Source organism: Pseudomonas sp. SDO5271_S396, assembly GCF_054071795.1.
Genome location: NZ_JBSVWB010000041.1, coordinates 1 through 19,720, shown reverse-complemented (window position 1 = coordinate 19,720; position 19,720 = coordinate 1). Strand labels below are relative to the sequence as shown.

Genomic DNA, 19,720 nt, shown 5'->3' with positions numbered 1-19,720 from the left:
GCAATCAGTCCCTCAGCCTGATAACAAGCACAAACTCAAGGTGGGTCCCCATGCATAAAGCCTTTATCGCTCTGTTCAGCGCCGTCGTATTGGCCTCATCCCCCTTGAGCCGGGCCGCCGACGACCCGGGCAATACCTTGCGCATCTACAACTGGGCGGACTATATCGGCGAGACCACCTTGGCGGACTTCGAGAAGGCCACCGGCATCAAAGTCATCTACGACACCTACGACTCCTACGAAACCGTGCAGGGCAAACTGCTTTCTGGTCGCTCGGGCTATGACCTGGCACTGCTCAACGCGTCCCTGGTGCCGCTGCTGATCAAGGGCAAAGTGTTTCAACCGCTGGACAAGTCCCAATTGCCCGATTGGAAAAACCTCGACCCATTGGTGCTCAAGAGCCTGGAAACCCATGACCCGGGCGTCACTTACTCGGCGCCCTATACCTGGGGCAGCAACGGCGTGACGTACAACGTCGACATGATCAAGGCACGCATGCCGGATGCGCCCATCGGCTCGCTGGCGATGATTTTCGATCCAAAAATCATCTCGAAATTCGCCGACTGCGGCATCACGTTCATGGACTCGCCCACCGACATGATCCCCCTGGCCCTGACCTACCTGGGCCTGGACCCCAACAGCGCCGCGCCCAAGGACCTCAAGGCCGCCCAGGATGTGCTGATGGCGGTGCGCCCCTACATTCGCAAGTTCGACTCCAGTGGGTTCATCAACGGCCTGGCCAACGGCGACCTGTGCCTGGCCACCACCTGGTCCGGCGATTACGCCACGTCCCAGGCCCGCGCGACGGAAGCCGGAGCCAAAATCAATCTGGACTACTTCATTCCCAAGGAGGGTTCGCTGATCTGGTTCGATAACTTCTACATTCCCGCCGATGCGCCCCATGTGGCCAACGCGCACAAGTTCATCGAATTTCTCCTGCAACCCTCCACCCTGGCCGGCGTCAGCAACACCATCCATTACGCCAACAGCAACCTGGCGTCCAAGCCGTTGGTCAACGCCGATATCCGCGACAACCCGGCCATCTACCCCGACTCCGCGACGATGCAGCGCCTGTTCACTCAAAAAAGCCAGCCCCAGGCTGCCGTCCGCCTGATCACCCGTACCTGGAATGCCGTCAAGACCGGCAAGTGAACCCCAGCCATTGAAGGTAAATGCCATGACTCTGCCAAATCCCGAATTTTTCGCCCAGTTCGATCACGACAAGCTGGACGCCGCCGACAAGGCCCACTACATGCACGGTTTCCATATGTTCGACGAACACCGCGAACAGGGTTCGTTGAATATTGCAGCGGGTAACGGCGCCTACATCTACGACACCCACGGTAATCGCTACCTGGATGCCGTCGGTGGCATGTGGTGTACGAATATCGGCCTGGGCCGTGAAGAAATGGCCGACGCCATCGCCAATCAGGTGCGTCAGCTGGCTTACTCCAACCCGTTCTGCGACATGGCCAACGTTACCGCCATCGAGCTGTGCGCCAAGCTCGCCAGCCTGGCTCCGGGCGACCTTGACCACGTATTCCTCACCACCGGCGGCTCCACCGCTGTGGACACGGCCTACCGGCTGGTGCAGTTCTATCAGAACAGCCGTGGCAAACCGGCCAAGAAGCACATCATCTCGCGCTTCAGCGCCTACCACGGCTCCACCTTCCTGACCATGTCCATCGGCAACAAGGCGGCCGACCGCGCGCCCGAATTCGACTTCATGAGCGACCTGTTCCACCACATCTCCTGCCCGAACTACTACCGCGCGCCGGAAGGCATGAGTGAAGCCGACTTCCTCGACTTCCTGGTGAACGAGTTCGAAGACAAGATCCTGACCCTGGGCGCGGATAACGTGGCCGCGTTCTTTGCCGAACCGATCATGGGCTCCGGCGGCGTGATCGTTCCTCCCAAGGGCTATCACCGCCGCATGTGGGAAGTGTGCCAGCGCCACGACTTGCTGTACGTCGCCGACGAAGTGGTCACCTCGTTCGGACGCCTCGGCGCGTTCTTCGCCTCGCAGGAAGTGTTCGACATGCAGCCGGATATCATTACCACCGCCAAGGGCTTGACCTCGGGTTATCTGCCCCTGGGCGCGTGCATCTTCTCCGACCGCATCTGGCAGGTGATCGGCGAGCCGGGCAAGGGCCGCTGCTTTACGCACGGGTTCACCTACAGCGGTCATCCGGTGAGTTGCATTGCCGCCCTGAAGAACATCGAGATCATCGAGCGCGAGCAACTGCTGGCCCATGTGGAGGATGTCGGCGTGCACCTGGAACAGCGCCTGCAAACCCTGGCCGAGCTGCCGTTGGTGGGGGACATCCGCTGTCAGCGCCTGATGGCCTGTATCGAATTCGTCGCGGACAAACGCACCAAGGCCCTGCTGCCGGATGCGGTCAACATCGGCGAAAAAATCCACCTGCGCGCCCAGGCCAAAGGCTTGCTGGTGCGTCCCATCGGTCATTTGAATGTGATGTCGCCGCCGCTGATCATCACCCATGCCCAAGTGGATGAAGTGGTGGAAACCCTGCGCCAGTGTATCCTCGACACTGCTGCCGAACTGCGTGCCAGCGGCGAGTACCAAGGCCGATGAGGCCTGACGCCGAGCCTGTCTCGGCGTTTTTGCCTGGGCACAGGCGGGCGGGTAGACTGGCCGTCATGACGACCGCCTGCCCTGCCCCGACCCTGCAGCAACTGGAAGCCTGGCATCACGCCCTGGCCCAGGCCCTCATCCATGTGGACGAAGCCTCGTTCCTCGAACACCTGGCCACCGCGTTGTGCACCCTCACCCCCATCGAATCGATGATGATCAGCCTGGAGCGCCAGGGCCTGGCGCCGCATCTGCTCTACTCCCAGGGCATTCCCCGGGCGTATCAGGATGAAATCATTCATCGCTACTTTTCCCGGGGCTACCTGCTGGACCCGTTCTGCCTGGCGGTGGACAAGGGGCTGGCCGAAGGTTTCTACCACCTGGCGCAGATTGCGCCGGATGATTTCTTCAACAGCGAGTACTACAAGACCTACTACCTGCGCAGCGGCGGTGCCCAGGAAAGTTATTACATCGTCGACCTGGGCCCCTGCAGCAAGATTTCACTGTGCATGTTCCAGGGTTTGAGCGCCGGGCAATTCAGCGAAGACCAGTTGGCCTTGCAGAAGTCGGCGCAGGCCATGGTGCGCGAATTGCTGCGCCGCTTCGGCACCACCGGCGGGCTGGCCCGGATGGTCAGCGATGAGGCATTTAGCCAGACCCAGGCCCATCAGCAGATCGAGGCGGCGTTCATGGGGTTCGGCAGCGGCGTGCTGACCGTGCGCGAGCGCGAAATTGCCCACTTGATCCTGCGTGGTCACTCGGTGAAATCCACCGCCCAGGTGCTCGGCATCTCACCCGAAACCGTGCGCATGCACCGCAAGAATCTATACACCAAATTGGCGATCAACTCCCAGGCCGAGCTGTTTGCCCTGTTCATCGAATGGCTGACCCGCAGCGGCGCCATGGCCCGCGCCTGAACCACAGCCTCCCCGGCTGGCGGGCCGTTCAGGCAATCCATGGGAACTTTGCCAGGAAATAACCGCCTGAATCCGGTAGGCTCACCCTTTTCACTCAAGGAGTTATTCCCATGGCCAAAGCCACCGCCCGTCACATCCTCGTTTCCACTGAAGCCAAGTGCAACGAACTCAAGGCCCAAATCGAAGGCGGCGCTGATTTCGCAGAAATTGCCAAAGCCAACTCCAGCTGCCCGTCCAGCCGCGACGGCGGCAACCTGGGTTCGTTCGGTCCTGGCCAGATGGTCAAGGAATTCGACACCGTCGTGTTCAGCGCCCCGGTCAACACCGTGCAAGGCCCGGTGAAAACCCAGTTCGGCTACCACCTGCTGGAAGTCACCAGCCGCCAGGACTGATCCAGTCTGTGCTGATGCTATAAACAACGGCCCGCCTTTTGGTGGGCCGTTGTGCATGGGACGACTGGCGACGCTGATGCCGTTAGCGTACAAATCTCTATCTCCTGTTCACGCGGCGCTCAAGGCTGACAATGCGACTGGCTTTTTCCAACCTGTTAGGCTCCACCCTGGCCCTGCTGCTGGCCAGCAGCGCCGTGATCGCGGCGCCCCAGCCCTACCTCACGGTGTACGGCGAACCGGCCAAGTACCGTGCCGGCTTTACCCATTTCGATTACACCAACCCCAACGCCCCCAAGGGCGGTAGCTTGAAGCGCTCGGCCATCGAGATCGGGCGTTTCGATCATGTGCTGCCGTATATCGACAAGGGCATTGGCGTGTCCCAGGTCGACGGCTGGCTGTACGCCCCTCTGGCCCAGCGCTCTCTGGATGAGCCCTACACGGTCTACGGCCTGGTGGCGGAAAAAATGGAGCGTTCGGACGATGGTCTGTGCCTGCGCTTCTACCTCAACCCCAAGGCACGCTTCGCCGACGGCAAGCCCATCACCGCCGAAGACGTGCGCTACAGCTTCGATCTGCTGATGACCCAAGGCAGCCTGCGCTTTCGCACGCTGTTTGCCGACGTCAAGCACGTGGAAGTGGAAGGCGAGCGCCAGGTGCGCTTTGACTTCTCCAGCAACGAAAACCGTACCCTGCCCCTGGACATCGCCACCTTGCCGGTGTTTCCCGAGCACTGGTGGAAAACCCGCGACTTCGCCAACGGCGGCGGCTACGAGGCGCCCTTGGGCAGCGGCCCGTACAAGGTCAGCAAGATCGATTCCGGCAGCACCATCACCTTTACCCGCGACCCCAATTGGTGGGGCAAGGACTTGCCCGTCAGCCGCGGCCTGTACAACTTCGACCACCTGAGCCTGGAGTATTTCGGCGATACCGAAGTGGCCCGCCAGGTGCTGCGCGGCGGCGCCTACGATTTCAACCGCGAATTCTCCGCCACCGGCTATTCCATCGGCTACAACGGCCCGGCGCTGGATGACGGGCGCCTGCAGCGTGCCCATCTGGCCAAGGACATGCCGCAGCCGGCCCAGGGCTACGTGTTCAACGTGCAAAAACCCATGTTCAAGGACCGCCGCGTGCGCCAGGCCCTGGCGATGCTGTGGGATTTCGAGTGGGCCAACCGGCAGATGATGCGCAACCTGTATATCCGCCAGCAAAGCTTCTTTTCCAATAGCCCGCTGGCCGCCAGTCAACCGCCGACCCAGGAGGAACTGGCGATCCTGGAACCGCTGCGCGGGCAAGTGCCCGACGAAGTCTTCACCCAGGTGTTCAAGGCTCCGGTTACCGACGGCAGCGGCATGATCCGCGACAAACAGCTGCAAGCCCTGGCCCTGTTGGAGGACGCCGGATGGAAGCCGGTGGGCGACAAACTGGTCAACGCTGACGGTGAGCCACTGGAATTCACCTTCCTCAACGCCCAGAGCGGCATGGAACGCCTGCTGCTGCCCTACAAGCGCAACCTGGCGCAGATCGGCATTACCCTGAATATCCGTCGCATCGACTCTTCACAGTATGTGAACCGGGTGATGGCGCGGGACTACGACATGATCGTCACCGGCTTCCCTGTCACCACTTCACCGGGCATGGAGCTGTACAACTACTTCGGCTCCGAAGCGGCGTTCGACCCGGGCGCCAACAACTACATGGTGCTCAAGGACCCCGCCGTCGACAGCCTGATCAAGGGCCTGGTCAAGGCAGACACCCAGGCGCAGATGCTCACCTACGCCCATGCCCTGGACCGCGTGCTGCAATGGAATTACCTGTGGATCCCCAATTACTACCCGCCGGGCACCTCGGCTGCGTGGTGGAACCGTTTCGGCCGTCCGGCCATCGAGGCCAAGAATGACGAAGCCCTGGAAACCTGGTGGGAAATCAGTCCCGTGCCGTTGACCAACGAACAAATGCAAGCCGAGCTTAAAAAACGCGGAGGCGCTCGCTGATGTTTGCCTATATCGTGCGGCGCCTGCTGCTGATCATCCCGACGCTGGTGATCATCCTGCTGGTGAATTTCGTGATCGTGCAGGCCGCGCCCGGCGGGCCGGTGGAACAGGCCATCGCCCACCTGCAAGGCATCGGCGGCGGAGCCGTCGGCGGGTCATCCGGGGAAGGCATCAGCGGCGGCTCCCGTGCCAGTCGGGGTCTGGATCCCAAGCTGATCAAAGACATCGAGAAACAATATGGCTTCGACAAGCCGGCGCCGGAACGCCTGTGGCTGATGCTCAAGAGCTATGCGCAGCTGGATTTCGGCAACAGCTTCTTTCGCGGCAAGACCGTGATCGACCTGATCCTGGAGAAAATGCCGGTCACCATTTCCCTCGGGCTGTGGGCCACCTTGATCACCTATCTGGTGTCGATCCCCCTGGGCATTCGAAAAGCGGTGCGCCATGGCAGCAGCTTCGATGTGTGGAGCAGTACCGCCATCGTGATTGGCTATGCGATGCCTGCATTCCTGTTTGCGATGTTCCTGATCGTGGTGTTCGCTGGCGGCACATCGCTGAACTGGTTTCCGGTGCGCGGGTTGGTATCGGAAAACTTCGAAGAACTGAGCACCGTGGGCAAGATCGCCGACTATTTCTGGCACCTGGTACTGCCGGTCAGCGCGTTGGTGATCGGCGGGTTCGCCACCCTCACGATTCTCACCAAAAACTCGTTCCTCAATGAAATCACGCGCCAATACGTGGTGACTGCCCGCGCCAAGGGATTGAGCGAACGCCGCGTGCTGTACGGCCATGTATTTCGCAACGCCATGCTGTTGGTGATCTCGGGCATCCCCCAGGCGTTCATCGCCGTGTTCTTTGCCGGCTCCCTGTTGATCGAGGTGATCTTCTCCCTCGATGGCCTGGGTCGCATGAGTTACGAAGCAGCGGTCTCCCGGGACTACCCGGTGGTGTTCGGTTCGCTGTTTATCTTCACCTTGTTCGGGCTCTTGATAAAACTGATCGGCGACCTCTGCTACACCCTGGTGGACCCGCGTATCGACTTTGCCGCGAGGAACGCCTGATGGTCAATCTGTCTCCCGTGGCCCGTCGGCGCTTCGAGCGCTTCAAGAAGAATCGTCGCGGCTGGTGGTCGCTATGGCTGTTCATCGGCCTGTTCATCCTGACCTTGGGCGGCGAGTTGATCGCCAATGACAAACCCCTGGTGCTGAGCTTCAAGAACGAGCTGTACTTCCCGGTATTCAAGCGCTACACCGAACAGCAGTTCGGCGGCCAACTGCCGTTCCAGGCCGATTACCGCAGCGACTACGTACAAAAGCTGATCAAGCAGGACGGCGGCTGGATGCTGTTCCCGCCGATTCCGTTCAGTGACGACACCCCCAACTATGAACTGACCCGCCCTGCCCCCAGCCCGCCATCGACGGTGAATTGGCTGGGCACCGATGACCAGTCGCGGGATGTGCTGGCGCGGGTGATCTTCGGCGCGCGGGTGTCGATCCTGTTTGCCCTGGCACTCACCGCCATCAGCGCCGCCATCGGCATCGCGGCGGGCGCCTTGCAAGGTTATTACGGCGGCTGGGTCGACTTGCTCGGCCAACGCATTCTCGAGGTGTGGTCGGGGCTGCCGGTGCTGTACCTGCTGATCATCCTGTCGGGCTTTGTCGAGCCGAATTTCTGGTGGCTGCTGGGGATCATGGCGCTGTTTTCGTGGCTGGCCCTGGTGGACGTGGTGCGCGCCGAATTCCTGCGCGGACGCAACCTGGAGTACGTCAAGGCCGCGCGGGCTCTGGGCCTGGGCGATGGCAAGATCATTCGCAGGCACATTCTGCCCAACGCCATGACCGCAACCCTGAGCTACCTGCCGTTCATTCTCACCGGGGCGATTTCCACCTTGAGCGCCCTGGACTTCCTCGGCTTCGGCATGCCCGCGGGCAGCGCCTCGTTGGGCGAACTGATCGCCCAGGGCAAGCAGAACCTGCAGGCCCCGTGGCTGGGCCTGACGGCGTTCTTCACCCTGGCGCTGATCCTGTCGCTGTTGGTGTTTATCGGCGAGGCGTTACGCGATGCCTTCGACCCACGCTCATGAGTGCCCCCCTATGAACCTGATCGAAATCCGCGACCTCAGCGTCGCGTTCAGCGGCCAAACGGTGGTACGCAACCTGAGCCTGGACGTGCGCCCCGGCGAATGCCTGGCATTGGTGGGCGAGTCCGGCTCGGGCAAGTCCGTCACGGCCCACTCGATTCTGCAATTGCTGCCCGAAGCCGGTACTGAAACCACCGGCTCCATCCGTTATCGCGGCCAGGCGCTGATCGGCGCGTCGGCGGCCACCCTGCAAAAGCTGCGCGGCAACCGTATCGCCATGATCTTCCAGGAGCCGATGACCTCCCTCAACCCGCTGCACAGCATCGAAAAGCAAATCGGCGAAACCCTGCTGCTGCACAAAGGCCTGGGCGGCAAGGCGGCGCAGGCGCGTATCCTCGAACTGCTTGAGCTGGTGGGTATCCAGAAACCCCGGGAACGCCTCAAGGCTTACCCGCACCAACTGTCCGGCGGCCAGCGCCAACGGGTGATGATTGCCATGGCCCTGGCCTGCGAACCGGAGTTGCTGATCGCCGACGAACCCACCACCGCGCTGGACGTGACCGTGCAGCGCAAGATCCTGCTGCTGCTCAAGTCGTTGCAACAACGCCTGGGCATGTCGTTGCTGCTGATCAGTCATGACCTCAACCTGGTGCGCAGCATCGCCCAGCGGGTGTGCGTGATGCGTGCCGGCGAGATCGTCGAGCAAGCCGACTGCCAGACACTGTTCAACGCCCCGCAGCACCCCTACAGCCGTCTGTTGCTGGACGCTGAACCCGCCGGTGACGCGCTGTGCAGTGATGAGCGCGAAACCGTGTTGCAGGTGGATGACCTGACGGTGCAATTCCCCCTTGCGAGCGGGTTGTTCCGGCGCAAGACCTGGCTGCGTGCGGTGGACGACATCAGCTTGAGCGTGCAGCGCGGCAAGACCCTGGGGATTGTCGGCGAGTCCGGCTCGGGTAAATCCACCCTCGGCCAGGCGATTCTGCGCCTGCTGGACTCCACCGGCAGCATCCGTTTCCAGGGTGAGGCTCTCGACCCGCTCAATCACCAGCAGATGCGCCCATGGCGCAAGCAGATGCAGGTGGTGTTCCAGGACCCGTTCGGCAGCCTCAGCCCGCGCATGACCGTGGAGCAGATCATCAGCGAAGGCCTGGAAGTGCATGCGCCGTGCAGCCTGGCCGACCGCGATGCGCAAGTGATCCGGGTGCTCAAGGACGTCGGCCTCGACCCCGCCAGCCGTCATCGCTACCCCCACGAGTTTTCCGGTGGTCAGCGCCAGCGCATCGCCATCGCTCGTGCCCTGGTGCTGAAACCGGCACTGATGCTGCTCGATGAACCCACCTCGGCCCTTGACCGCACCGTACAGAAACAAGTGGTGGCGTTGCTGCGCGAGCTGCAGGAAAAATATGGCCTGACCTACCTGTTCATCAGCCATGACCTGGCAGTGGTACGCGCCATGGCCCACGACATGATTGTGGTCAAGGATGGCCAGGTGGTGGAACGCGGTGCGAGTCATACGGTGTTCGAAGCGCCGCAGCATCCGTACACCAAAGAACTGCTGGCCGCCGCACACATTCCTTTGTAAACGCGTCCGTTGTGGGAGCTGGCTTGCCTGCTCCCACAGGCCCGTACTCCCATTCCTATTTTGTGTTGGCAGCATAACCATGAACATCACCGAAAGCCTCAAGGACTACCAACAGGTTCGCGGCCTGGCCATCCAGTCACTGTTCGAGATCATCGAGCAGTCAAGCGAAGGCACGGTGATTGTCGATCGCGACGCTAATATCGTGTGGATGAACGAGCGCTACGCCAGGCGCTTCGGGCTCAAAAGCGCCGACGAAGCCATCGGCCAGCCGTGCGAGCAGGTGATTTCCAACAGCCTGCTGCGCCAGGTAGTTCGCAACGACCAGCCGATCCTGCTGGATATCCAGGACACGCCCAAAGGCCCGCTGGTGGTGATGCGCCTGCCGATCCACGACGATACCGGCGCGGTGATCGGTGCCATCGGCTTTGCGTTGTTTGATGAATTGCGCAACCTGTCGCCGCTGATCGAACGCTACCTGAGCCTGCAACAGGAGCTGGCCTCCACCCGTTCGCTGCTGCGTTCACGGCAGAGTAAATACAACTTCGCGCACTTTATCGGCACCAGCGCCGCCAGCCTTGAAGTCAAACGCCGTGCACGGCGCAGTGCGAGCGCAGAATCACCGGTGCTGCTACTGGGCGAAACCGGCACCGGCAAGGAACTGCTGGCCCAGGCGATCCATGGTGCATCGACCCGGGCCGGCAAGGCCTTCGTCAGCGTCAACAGCGCGGCGATTCCGGCCGACCTGCTGGAGGCCGAATTCTTCGGCACCGCGCCAGGCGCTTTTACCGGGGCCGACCGCAAGGGTCGTCCGGGCAAATTGCAGATTGCCCAGGGCGGCACGCTGTTCCTCGATGAAATCGGTGACATGCCCCTGCCGCTGCAAAGCAAATTGCTGCGGGTGTTGCAGGAAAAGGAATACGAGCCCGTAGGCTCCAACGAAATGCTGCACAGCGATGTACGGGTGATCGCCGCCACGTCCATGGACCTGGAGGCGGCCATCAAGCGCGGTGAATTCCGCGCAGACCTGTATTACCGGCTGAATGTGCTGCCGATCCAGGTACCGCCATTGCGGGAGCGGCTGGAAGATATTCCGGCGTTGAGCGAAGCGATCCTGGAAGAGCTGCGCAGCCAGCATGAACTGGACCGCGAAGCCTTGGCGCTGCTGGCTCAGCATGCCTGGCCAGGAAATATCCGTGAGTTGCGCAACGTGCTGGAGCGCGCGGCGTTGTTGAGTGACGACCTGGTGTTGAATGCCCGGGAAGTGCGCGCAGCCATCGGCACCTTCAGCCCCGTGGAGCGCAGCAGCGCGCGAACCATCGAGGGTGAGTCATTCAGCGCCGCGCGGGAGCGGTCTGATCGGCAAATCATCACAGCGGCGCTCATCGACTGCGAGGGCAATGTGGTGGAGGCGGCCAGGCAGTTGGGGCTTGGGCGGTCGACGTTGTACAAGAAGATGGTGGCGTTAGGCATACCTCAATCTCACTAAAGAGACAAAAATCTCCAAACACAGACAATCCACTGTGGGAGCGGGCTTGCCCGCGAATGCAGTGGGTCAGTCAATACATCTATAGCTGATACACCGCTTTCGCGGGCAAGCCCGCTCCCACATTGGACCTCAATCTGTCTCTTGATCGAGACAAAACTCCAAACCGTTGTCTAAAAATAATATTTTATCTTTTAAATTCAACAAGTTATCGAACTGGCACATATCTCGCTATAGCCCCTTCCACCGCAAGACCTCACAAAAATAACAATCCGATGGAGACACACCATGAGTGTGATCATTGCCCTGGCAGCGCTCGCGTTGCTGATGCTGGCGGCCTACCGTGGCTATAGCGTTATCCTGTTCGCCCCTATCGCCGCCCTTGGCGCGGTACTGCTCACCGACCCCTCCGCTGTCGCGCCCGCCTTTACCGGGGTGTTCATGGAGAAGATGGTCGGGTTCATCAAGCTGTATTTTCCGGTGTTCCTGCTCGGCGCGGTGTTCGGCAAGCTGATCGAACTGTCGGGTTTTTCCCGTTCGATTGTGGCCGCCGCGATCCGCCTGCTCGGCACGCGCCAGGCGATGCTGGTGATTGTGCTGGTGTGTGCCCTGCTCACCTACGGCGGCGTGTCGCTGTTTGTGGTGGTGTTTGCGGTGTACCCGTTCGCGGCGGAGATGTTTCGCCAGAGCAATATTCCCAAACGACTGATTCCCGCGACCATCGCCCTCGGCGCGTTCTCGTTCACCATGGACGCCCTGCCCGGCACGCCGCAGATCCAGAACATCATCCCCAGCACCTTTTTCAACACCACCGCCTGGGCCGCACCGTGGCTGGGTCTGATCGGCACGATCTTCGTGTTCTGCGCCGGCATGCTGTACCTGGCGCGCCAGCGCAACAAGGCCCAGCGCGCCGGCGAAGGTTACGGCACCGAACTGCGCAACGAGCCGGAAACCGCCGATAACCTGGCATTGCCCAACCCATGGATCGCACTGTCGCCGCTGATTCTGGTGGGCGTGATGAACCTGCTGTTCACCCACTGGATTCCGCAGTGGTACGGCAAGACCCACAGCCTGGCGTTACCGGGCATGAGCACGCCGGTGACCACTGAAATCGCCAAGCTCACCGCGATCTGGGCGGTGCAGGCGGCGTTGCTGGTGGGCATTGTCGTGGTGCTGGTGTTCGGCTTCTCGGCGATCAAGAGCAAGCTGGCCGAGGGCAGCAAAAGCGCGGTCAGCGGTGCACTGCTGGCCGCTATGAACACCGCGTCCGAGTATGGTTTTGGCGCGGTGATCGCCTCGCTGCCGGGCTTCCTGGTGCTGGCCGACTGGCTCAAGGGCATCCCCAACCCGCTGGTCAACGAAGCAATTACCGTGACCCTGCTCGCCGGCATCACCGGCTCGGCATCGGGCGGCATGAGCATTGCCCTGGCGGCCATGTCCGAAAGCTTTATTTCGGCGGCCCATGCGGCCAATATTCCCCTTGAAGTGCTGCACCGCGTTGCGGCCATGGCCAGTGGCGGTATGGACACCCTGCCCCACAACGGCGCGGTGATCACACTGCTGGCGGTCACCGGCCTGACCCACCGCGAAGCCTACAAGGACATTTTCGGCATCACGATCATCAAGACCCTCGCGGTGTTCGTGGTGATCGGCACTTTCTACGCCACCGGCATTGTGTGAGGTTTTCATGACGACATTGAACGGCAAGACCGCCCTGGTCACCGGCTCCACCAGCGGCATCGGCCTGGGCATCGCCTTGAGCCTGGCCAAGGCAGGCGCGAACCTGATCCTCAACGGTTTCGGCGACGCCAGCGCGGTGATCGCTCAGGTGCAGGCGTTTGGCGGCAAGGTGGGCCATCACCCGGCCGACGTCAGCGACCCGGCGCAGATCGCCGACATGATTGCCTACGCCGAGCGTGAGTTCGGCGGTGTGGACATCCTGGTCAACAACGCCGGCATCCAGCATGTGGCAGCGGTGGAAGACTTCCCGGCGGAGCGCTGGGATTCGATCATCGCCATCAACCTGTCGTCGGTGTTCCACAGCACGCGGTTGAGCCTGCCGGGCATGAAGACCAAGGGCTGGGGGCGTATCGTCAATATCGCCTCGGTGCACGGCCAGGTCGGCTCGGTAGGCAAAGCGGCTTATGTGGCGGCCAAGCACGGGGTGATCGGCCTGACCAAAGTGGTGGGCCTGGAAACCGCCACCAGCAATGTCACGTGCAACGCCATTTGCCCGGGCTGGGTGCTGACGCCGCTGGTGCAGAAGCAGATCGACGACCGCGCCGCCAACGGCGTCGACCCGCAGCAGGCGCAACATGATTTGCTCGCGGAAAAACAGCCGTCGCTGGAGTTCGTGACACCGCCGCAACTGGGCGAGCTGGTGCTGTTCCTGTGCAGCGAGGCCGGCAGCCAGGTACGCGGCGCGGCGTGGAACATCGACGGTGGTTGGCTGGCCCAATAGACCACGCACAGAAGATCGAATGTGGGAGCTGGCTTGCCTGCGATAGCGGTGTATCAGAGACAAATTAGCCAACTGACAAGCCGCCATCGCAGGCAAGCCAGCTCCCACAATTCAGAACTGTGTGGTTAGGTAGACGTGTACAAGAACAAGAGGCAACTCTATGTCCGACATCCTCTGGCAACCCTCCCCGGAACGCATCGCCAACACGCGCATGGATCAGTTCCGCCGCTACCTCAACGACCGTCACGGCGTGCAACTCAACGATTACCCGGCCCTGCACCAGTGGAGCATCGACCAACGCCCGGATTTCTGGCGGGCTATCGTCGATTTCTTCGGTGTGCAATTTCACAGCCTGCCCAGCGCGATGCTGATCGAAGACGTCGAGATGCCCAGCGCCCAGTGGTTTCCGGGCGCCACGTTGAATTTCGCCGAGCACCTGCTACGCCGTCGCGATGATCACCCGGCCGTGGTCGCCATCAGCGAAGACGGCCAGCGCGAACAACTGACCTATGCCGAATTGGCCGCCCACGTGGCCGGCCTGCAACAGAGCCTGCGGGCGGCCGGCGTGGTTCAGGGTGACCGCGTCGCGGCATGCATGCCCAATACCTGGCAGACCCTGGTGGGCATGCTCGCCACCACCAGCCTCGGCGCCATCTGGTCCTGTTCATCGCCAGACTTCGGCACCCAGGGCGTGATCGACCGCTTTGGCCAGATCGAACCCAAGGTACTGATCACCTGTGCCGGTTATCGCTACGCCGGCAAAGACATCGACCAGAGCGCCAAGCTCAATGAAATCCTCGAACGCCTGCCCTCCCTGGAACAACTGATCATCGTGCCTTATGCCCGACCTCAGGCGCAGGTTGAGGATTATCGAACCCGGGCCACTGTCACGCTGTGGAATCATTTCTATCAAGCCGGCGGCGAACCCGAGTTCGTCGCGGTACCGTTCGATCATCCGCTGTACATCCTCTATTCCAGCGGCACCACGGGCGTGCCCAAGTGCATCATCCATGGCACCGGCGGCGTGCTGCTCACTCATCTCAAGGAGCACGGCCTGCACGCCGACCTGTCCCGCGAGGACTGCCTGTTCTACTACACCACCTGCGGCTGGATGATGTGGAACTGGCTGGTGTCGGTGCTGGCCCTTGGCGCCACGGCGGTGCTGTATGACGGCTCGCCGTTTTATCCAGGGCCGGAGCGCCTGATCGATCTGATCGATGCCGAACGGATCAGCGTGTTCGGGACCAGCCCCAAGTTCCTCAGCACGCTGGAGAAAGCCGGGCTGCAACCGCGTCTGAGCCATGACCTGAGCAGCCTCAAAGGTCTGATCTCCACCGGCTCGCCGTTGTCGCCGCAGAGTTACGACTATGTGTACCGCGAGATCAAGGGTGAGCTGTGTCTGTCATCCATGTCCGGCGGCACCGACATCGTTTCGTGCTTTGTGATCGGCAACCCGGTACTACCGGTGCGCCGTGGCGAGATGCAGTGCAAGAGCCTGGGGATGGCCATCGAGGTCTGGGACGAGCAAGCTCGAGCCCTGATCGGCGAAAAAGGCGAGCTGGTGTGCACACGACACTTCCCCGCGATGCCCATCGGCTTGTGGAATGACCCGGACCAGAAAAAACTGCGCGCCTCGTATTTCAGCCAGTTTCCCGGTGTGTGGGCCCAGGGCGACTACGCCGAACAACGCCCCAACGGCAGCCTGCTGATCCACGGGCGCTCCGATGCGGTGCTCAACCCCGGCGGCGTGCGGATCGGCACCGCGGAAATCTATCGCCAGGTGGAAAAGGTCCCGCAGGTAATAGAAAGCCTGGCTATCGGCCAGCGCTGGCAGGATGACGTGCGTGTGGTGCTGTTCGTGCGCCTTACGGACGGCGTGGCGCTGGATGAGGCTCTGCAACAGCAGATTCGCGAGGTGATCCGCGCCAACACCACGCCCCGCCATGTACCGGCGAAAATCCTGGCTGTCACCGATATCCCCCGCACCATCAGCGGCAAGATCGTCGAACTGGCGGTGCGCAACGTGGTGCACGGCGAGGCGGTGAAAAATACCGACGCGCTGGCTAACCCGCAGGCCCTGGAGCAGTTCCGCGACCGTCCTGAACTGGCATAAAGATGAAAGGTTTCAGCTCTGAGGCAGGCTTTTGAAGACAACGGCCCAATGCGTGCTATTTTTCGGGGTAGTCACTCAGCCATTTCCCACGAGATAATGGCCGTTGTCATATTTCAAAGCGTTACGCTCAGGGCTTTTTCATGAATGGAACATCCACCGGCAGCGACGCCGCAGCATTGATCGCGCGGCTGGACTGGGCACGAAGCCCTCTCGGTGAGGCCAATGACTGGCCACAAAGCCTGCGTACAGCGGTGGACATCGTCGTCCACGCGCCGATGCCGATGCTGTTGCTATGGGGCAGCCAGCTCACCCAGCTGTACAACGACGGTTTCGCCCGGCTGGTAGGCAATAAACACCCGGCGGCCCTGGGCCAACCGGCGCATGAGACCTGGCCGGAACTGCAGAGCTTCACCGCGCCGGTCTATGACGCCGTCCTGGCCGGCCAGGTGCGCACCTTCAGCGAGCAGCGCTTTGTGCTGCAACGCAATCACCGCGACACCGAGATCTGGCTGGACCTGACCTACAGCCCGGTGCGCGACGAAGGCGGCAGCGTCGCCGGGATTCTGGTCACCGCCATCGAAACCAACGAGCGCCGCAGCAAGGCCCTGGAGCTGCAACAACGCTCCGAAGACAGCCTCAAGGCCCAGCACAACACCGAACAACGCCTGCAACTGGCACTGGCCGCCACCGATGCGGTGGGCACCTGGGACTGGGATATCGGCGAAGACCGCTTTATCGCCGACGCCCACTTCGCATGCCTGCACGGCGTCGACCCCAATGATGCCGGCCTGCTGCCCATCAGCGATTACCTGCAAGGCGTGCACCCCGAAGACCGTGGCATGGTGGCCCGCAGCATCAAGCACTGCATCACCTTTGGCACCGAATACGCCGAGGAATACCGCCTGTTGCAAGCCGACGGCCAGGTGCGCTGGGTGTTTGCCCGGGGCCGCTGCTACAAGGATCAACAGGGGCGCCCGGCACGTTTTCTCGGGGCCGCGCTGGACCTGACCGAGCGCAAGCACACCGAGCAGGCCCTGCGCCAGAGCCAGACCGAATTGCAGTTGATCATCAACGCCATGCCGGTGCTGATCGGTTATGTCGACCACGAAGAGCGGTTTCGCCTCAACAACAGCGCTTACCTCGATTGGTACGGCATGACGCCCCAGGAGCTGTACGGCAAGACCATCCTCGAAGTGCTCGGTGCCGAAGTCTACGCCGGGCGTGCCGACAAGATCGCCGCCGCCCTCAAGGGCAAGGCGTGCAGTTTCATGACCATCACCCCGCACCGCGACGGGCGGCCCCGTCATGCGCTGATGAAGTACCTGCCGCGCTTCAGCAATGACGGCTCGGTGAATGGTTTCTACATCTTTGTGATCGATGAAACCGAACGCAAGCTCACCGAAGAAGCCCTGCGCCACCTCAACGAAAACCTTGAAGAACGCGTGGCCCAGCGCACCCAGGCACTGGCCGAGGCCAACCAGCGCCTGCAAAACGAGATGTTCGAACGCGAACGGGCCGAAGACGCCCTGCGTCATGCGCAAAAGATGGAAGCCGTGGGCCAGCTCACCGGCGGTATCGCCCATGACTTCAACAACATGCTTACCGGTATCATCGGCAGCCTGGACCTGATGCAGCGCTATATCGCTGCCGGGCGCAGCGATGAAATCGGCCGTTTTACCGACGCCGCCGTGTCCTCCGCCCATCGCGCCGCCGCCCTCACCCATCGCCTGCTGGCGTTCTCACGGCGCCAGTCGCTGGATCCGCGCCCCCTGGACCCGAACCAGTTGGTGGCCTCCCTGGAAGACTTGTTCCGTCGCACCAAGGGCGCGCATATCGGCCTTAAAGTACAACTGGGCCAGGATATCTGGCCGGTGAATACCGACGCCAGCCAACTGGAAAACGCCCTGCTCAACTTGGTGATCAATGCCCGCGACGCCATGCCCGATGGTGGCGATCTGCTGATCGAAACCGCCAACAGCTACCTGGACGGCAGCGATATCACCACCCTTGAACCGGTGAAAGCCGGCGATTATGTGATGCTCGGGGTGTGCGACAACGGCACCGGCATGGCGCCGAAGATCCTGGCCAAGGCATTCGACCCGTTCTTCACCACCAAGCCCATCGGCCAGGGCACTGGCCTGGGGTTGTCGATGATCTACGGCTTTGCCCAGCAGTCCGGTGGCCACGTGACCATCCACAGCGAACCGGGCCAGGGCACCTGCGTGCGCCTGTACCTGCCGCGCCTGCACGGCACCGCTTTGGAAAGCAGCCTGCCGGCGCACCTGAGCCAGGCGCCACTGGCCCTGGAGGGTGAAGCAGTGGTGGTGGTCGAAGACGACCCGGCGGTGCGCATGCTGGTGGTCAATGTGCTGGATGAATTGGGCTACACCGCGCACCAGGCCGGGGATGCACGCACGGCGCTGCCCTTGCTCGAATCGGATTTGCGCGTGGACCTGCTGGTCACCGACGTTGGCCTGCCCGGCATGAATGGCCGACAGCTGTCGGAAATCGCCCGCCAGCATCGCCCGGGCCTGCGCGTACTGTTCATGACCGGTTATGCGGAGATGGCCGCCGAACGCCAGGGCTTCCTGGAGGACGGCATGGACATGGTGGCCAAGCCGTTTTCCATTGACGTACTGGCCACGAAAATCCGCAGCATGATCAGCGTCGTCGAGTGAGTTCAGGCATAATCCCGCGCCGTTGTTGCACGTACCCGGTAGAGATCAATGAAAGCCCAAGCCCGTCATATCCTGGTGAAAACCAGCGAAGAAGCCGAACAGCTCAAGCAGCGCATCGCCAAGGGCGAAGCGTTCGACGTGCTGGCCAAGAAGTATTCCACCTGCCCGTCCGGCAAACGCGGCGGCGACCTGGGGGAAATTCGGCCAGGCCAGATGGTGGGGGCGATTGACGCGGTGATTTTCAAGAAACCCCTGCGGGTGGTGCATGGGCCGGTCAAGAGCAAGTTTGGCTATCACCTGGTGCAGGTGTTCTACCGCGACTAAGGGGCTTGGCTGTAAACCGCTATCGCAGGCAAGCCAGCTCCCACATTGGACGGCTGTGGGAGCCGGGCTTGCCCGCGAACCGCCGCAGGCGGCCATTCACCGAGGAATCAAGGCGCCCGGCACCTGAATGACCCGACTCGCCAGCCGATGCCCCGCAGCGCCAGCCTGCTCGGGCGAACCACCCTTGAGCCGACTCGCCAAGTAGGCCGCGCTGAAGGAATCCCCTGCCGCCGTCGTGTCCACCACCTTCTCGACCTTCACCGCCGGCACCGCAAACCGCTCACCCGCGCAACGAATCAAACAGGCATCGGCCCCACGCTTGAGCACCACCTCTGCAATCGCGGGATACGCCGCAAACACCTGCTCACTGTCGGCATAACCAAACAGCGCACGCTCGTCATCTTCGGTCAGCAAGGCAATATCCACCTCGGCCAGGACCTTGCGATAGGCCGCGCGCGCCGCCTCGAGGCTGGCCCATAAACGCGGCCGGTAGTTATTGTCGAACACCACCTTGCCCCCGCGACGACGGGTTTCGATCAAAGCTTGCAGCAAGCGCTCTCGCCCGACTTCACCCAGCACCGCCAGGGTGATACCGCTGAAATACACCACGTCGTAATCCGGCAATGCCGCCAGGATCGGCTCGGCCGCAGGCGTGGTGAAGCAGTCCCGCACGGCGGCTTCGTTGCGCCAGTAGAGAAATTTGCGCTCGCCGCTGGCATCGGTCTGGATGCAGTACAAGCCCGGCAAGCGTCCCGGCAGGCGCTGGACCATACCCAGGCCCAGGCCTTCTTCGGCCCATTGCTGGCACATGGCATCACTGAAGCTGTCGTCACCCAGGGCGGTGACGTAGTCGACACTGGCGCTGTCGCCCAGCTCGCGGCGCAGGTACACCGCCGTGTTCAGGGTGTCGCCACCGAAGCTTTGGTGCAGGCTGCCGTCGGCGCGGTGTTGCAGTTCGATCATGCATTCGCCGATGAGGGCGATGCGGGGTTGGGTGGTCATGGTCAATGTCTCGGGTGTTCTGGAGGGCCCCATCGCAGGCAAGCCAGCTCCCACAGTTGAAAATATTCACAATTCAAAATGTGGGAGCTGGCTTGCCTGCGA

At 62.0% G+C, this 19,720-nt stretch carries 15 protein-coding genes; 14 read left to right on the top strand and 1 reads right to left on the bottom strand.

Annotation, left to right across the window (positions count from 1 at the left end; all coding sequences use genetic code 11):
* Positions 1–50 precede the first annotated feature (50 nt).
* From ACW9IN_RS23065 to ACW9IN_RS23000, 14 genes are all read left to right on the top strand, one after another.
* Positions 51–1,151 (top strand): polyamine ABC transporter substrate-binding protein, encoded by a 1,101-nt coding sequence (locus ACW9IN_RS23065; RefSeq protein WP_457367978.1) that lies wholly within the window; start codon positions 51–53, stop codon positions 1,149–1,151.
* 25 nt (positions 1,152–1,176) lie between these two features.
* Positions 1,177–2,595, top strand: a complete 1,419-nt coding sequence (locus tag ACW9IN_RS23060) for an aminotransferase (protein WP_457367977.1) — start codon at positions 1,177–1,179, stop codon at positions 2,593–2,595.
* A gap of 65 nt (positions 2,596–2,660) precedes the next feature.
* Positions 2,661–3,509: a response regulator transcription factor gene (locus ACW9IN_RS23055; protein ID WP_457367976.1), complete on the top strand. Its 849-nt coding sequence runs from the start codon at positions 2,661–2,663 to the stop codon at positions 3,507–3,509.
* Positions 3,510–3,619: 110 nt separating this feature from the next.
* A complete protein-coding gene (locus tag ACW9IN_RS23050) occupies positions 3,620–3,901 on the top strand; it encodes a peptidylprolyl isomerase (RefSeq protein WP_431753212.1) in 282 nt (93 codons plus the stop codon).
* A 131-nt stretch (positions 3,902–4,032) separates the two neighbouring features.
* Positions 4,033–5,892, top strand: coding sequence for an extracellular solute-binding protein (locus ACW9IN_RS23045; protein WP_457367975.1), 1,860 nt, complete (start codon positions 4,033–4,035; stop codon positions 5,890–5,892).
* On the top strand, positions 5,892–6,953 hold the full coding sequence (locus ACW9IN_RS23040) for a microcin C ABC transporter permease YejB (RefSeq protein ID WP_457367974.1): 1,062 nt from the start codon (positions 5,892–5,894) through the stop codon (positions 6,951–6,953). The genes ACW9IN_RS23045 and ACW9IN_RS23040 overlap by 1 nt, the downstream gene beginning before the upstream one ends.
* Positions 6,953–7,975, top strand: coding sequence for an ABC transporter permease (locus ACW9IN_RS23035; RefSeq protein ID WP_457367973.1), 1,023 nt, complete (start codon positions 6,953–6,955; stop codon positions 7,973–7,975). The genes ACW9IN_RS23040 and ACW9IN_RS23035 overlap by 1 nt, the downstream gene beginning before the upstream one ends.
* 10 nt (positions 7,976–7,985) lie before the next feature.
* Entirely contained in the window at positions 7,986–9,557 is a 1,572-nt protein-coding gene (locus ACW9IN_RS23030; protein WP_457367972.1) for an ABC transporter ATP-binding protein, read from the top strand.
* A gap of 79 nt (positions 9,558–9,636) precedes the next feature.
* Positions 9,637–11,043, top strand: coding sequence for a sigma-54 interaction domain-containing protein (locus tag ACW9IN_RS23025; protein ID WP_457367971.1), 1,407 nt, complete (start codon positions 9,637–9,639; stop codon positions 11,041–11,043).
* 285 nt (positions 11,044–11,328) lie between these two features.
* Complete coding sequence (locus ACW9IN_RS23020) at positions 11,329–12,720, top strand: GntP family permease (protein ID WP_457367970.1); 1,392 nt, start codon at positions 11,329–11,331, stop codon at positions 12,718–12,720.
* 7 nt (positions 12,721–12,727) lie between these two features.
* Positions 12,728–13,501, top strand: coding sequence for a 3-hydroxybutyrate dehydrogenase (gene hbdH, locus ACW9IN_RS23015; protein WP_457367969.1), 774 nt, complete (start codon positions 12,728–12,730; stop codon positions 13,499–13,501).
* Between the two features lie 160 nt (positions 13,502–13,661).
* The gene (locus ACW9IN_RS23010) at positions 13,662–15,614 is read left to right on the top strand and encodes an acetoacetate--CoA ligase (protein ID WP_457367968.1); all 1,953 of its coding nucleotides are present in this window, start codon (positions 13,662–13,664) and stop codon (positions 15,612–15,614) included.
* A gap of 140 nt (positions 15,615–15,754) precedes the next feature.
* Positions 15,755–18,292, top strand: coding sequence for a PAS domain-containing protein (locus ACW9IN_RS23005; protein WP_457367967.1), 2,538 nt, complete (start codon positions 15,755–15,757; stop codon positions 18,290–18,292).
* A gap of 48 nt (positions 18,293–18,340) precedes the next feature.
* Complete coding sequence (locus ACW9IN_RS23000) at positions 18,341–18,616, top strand: peptidylprolyl isomerase (RefSeq protein WP_046383114.1); 276 nt, start codon at positions 18,341–18,343, stop codon at positions 18,614–18,616.
* A gap of 96 nt (positions 18,617–18,712) precedes the next feature.
* Here the strand turns inward: ACW9IN_RS23000 and ACW9IN_RS22995 are convergent, their stop codons facing one another.
* Positions 18,713–19,618 (bottom strand): sugar kinase, encoded by a 906-nt coding sequence (locus ACW9IN_RS22995; RefSeq protein WP_457367966.1) that lies wholly within the window; start codon positions 19,616–19,618, stop codon positions 18,713–18,715.
* Positions 19,619–19,720: the final 102 nt, after the last annotated feature.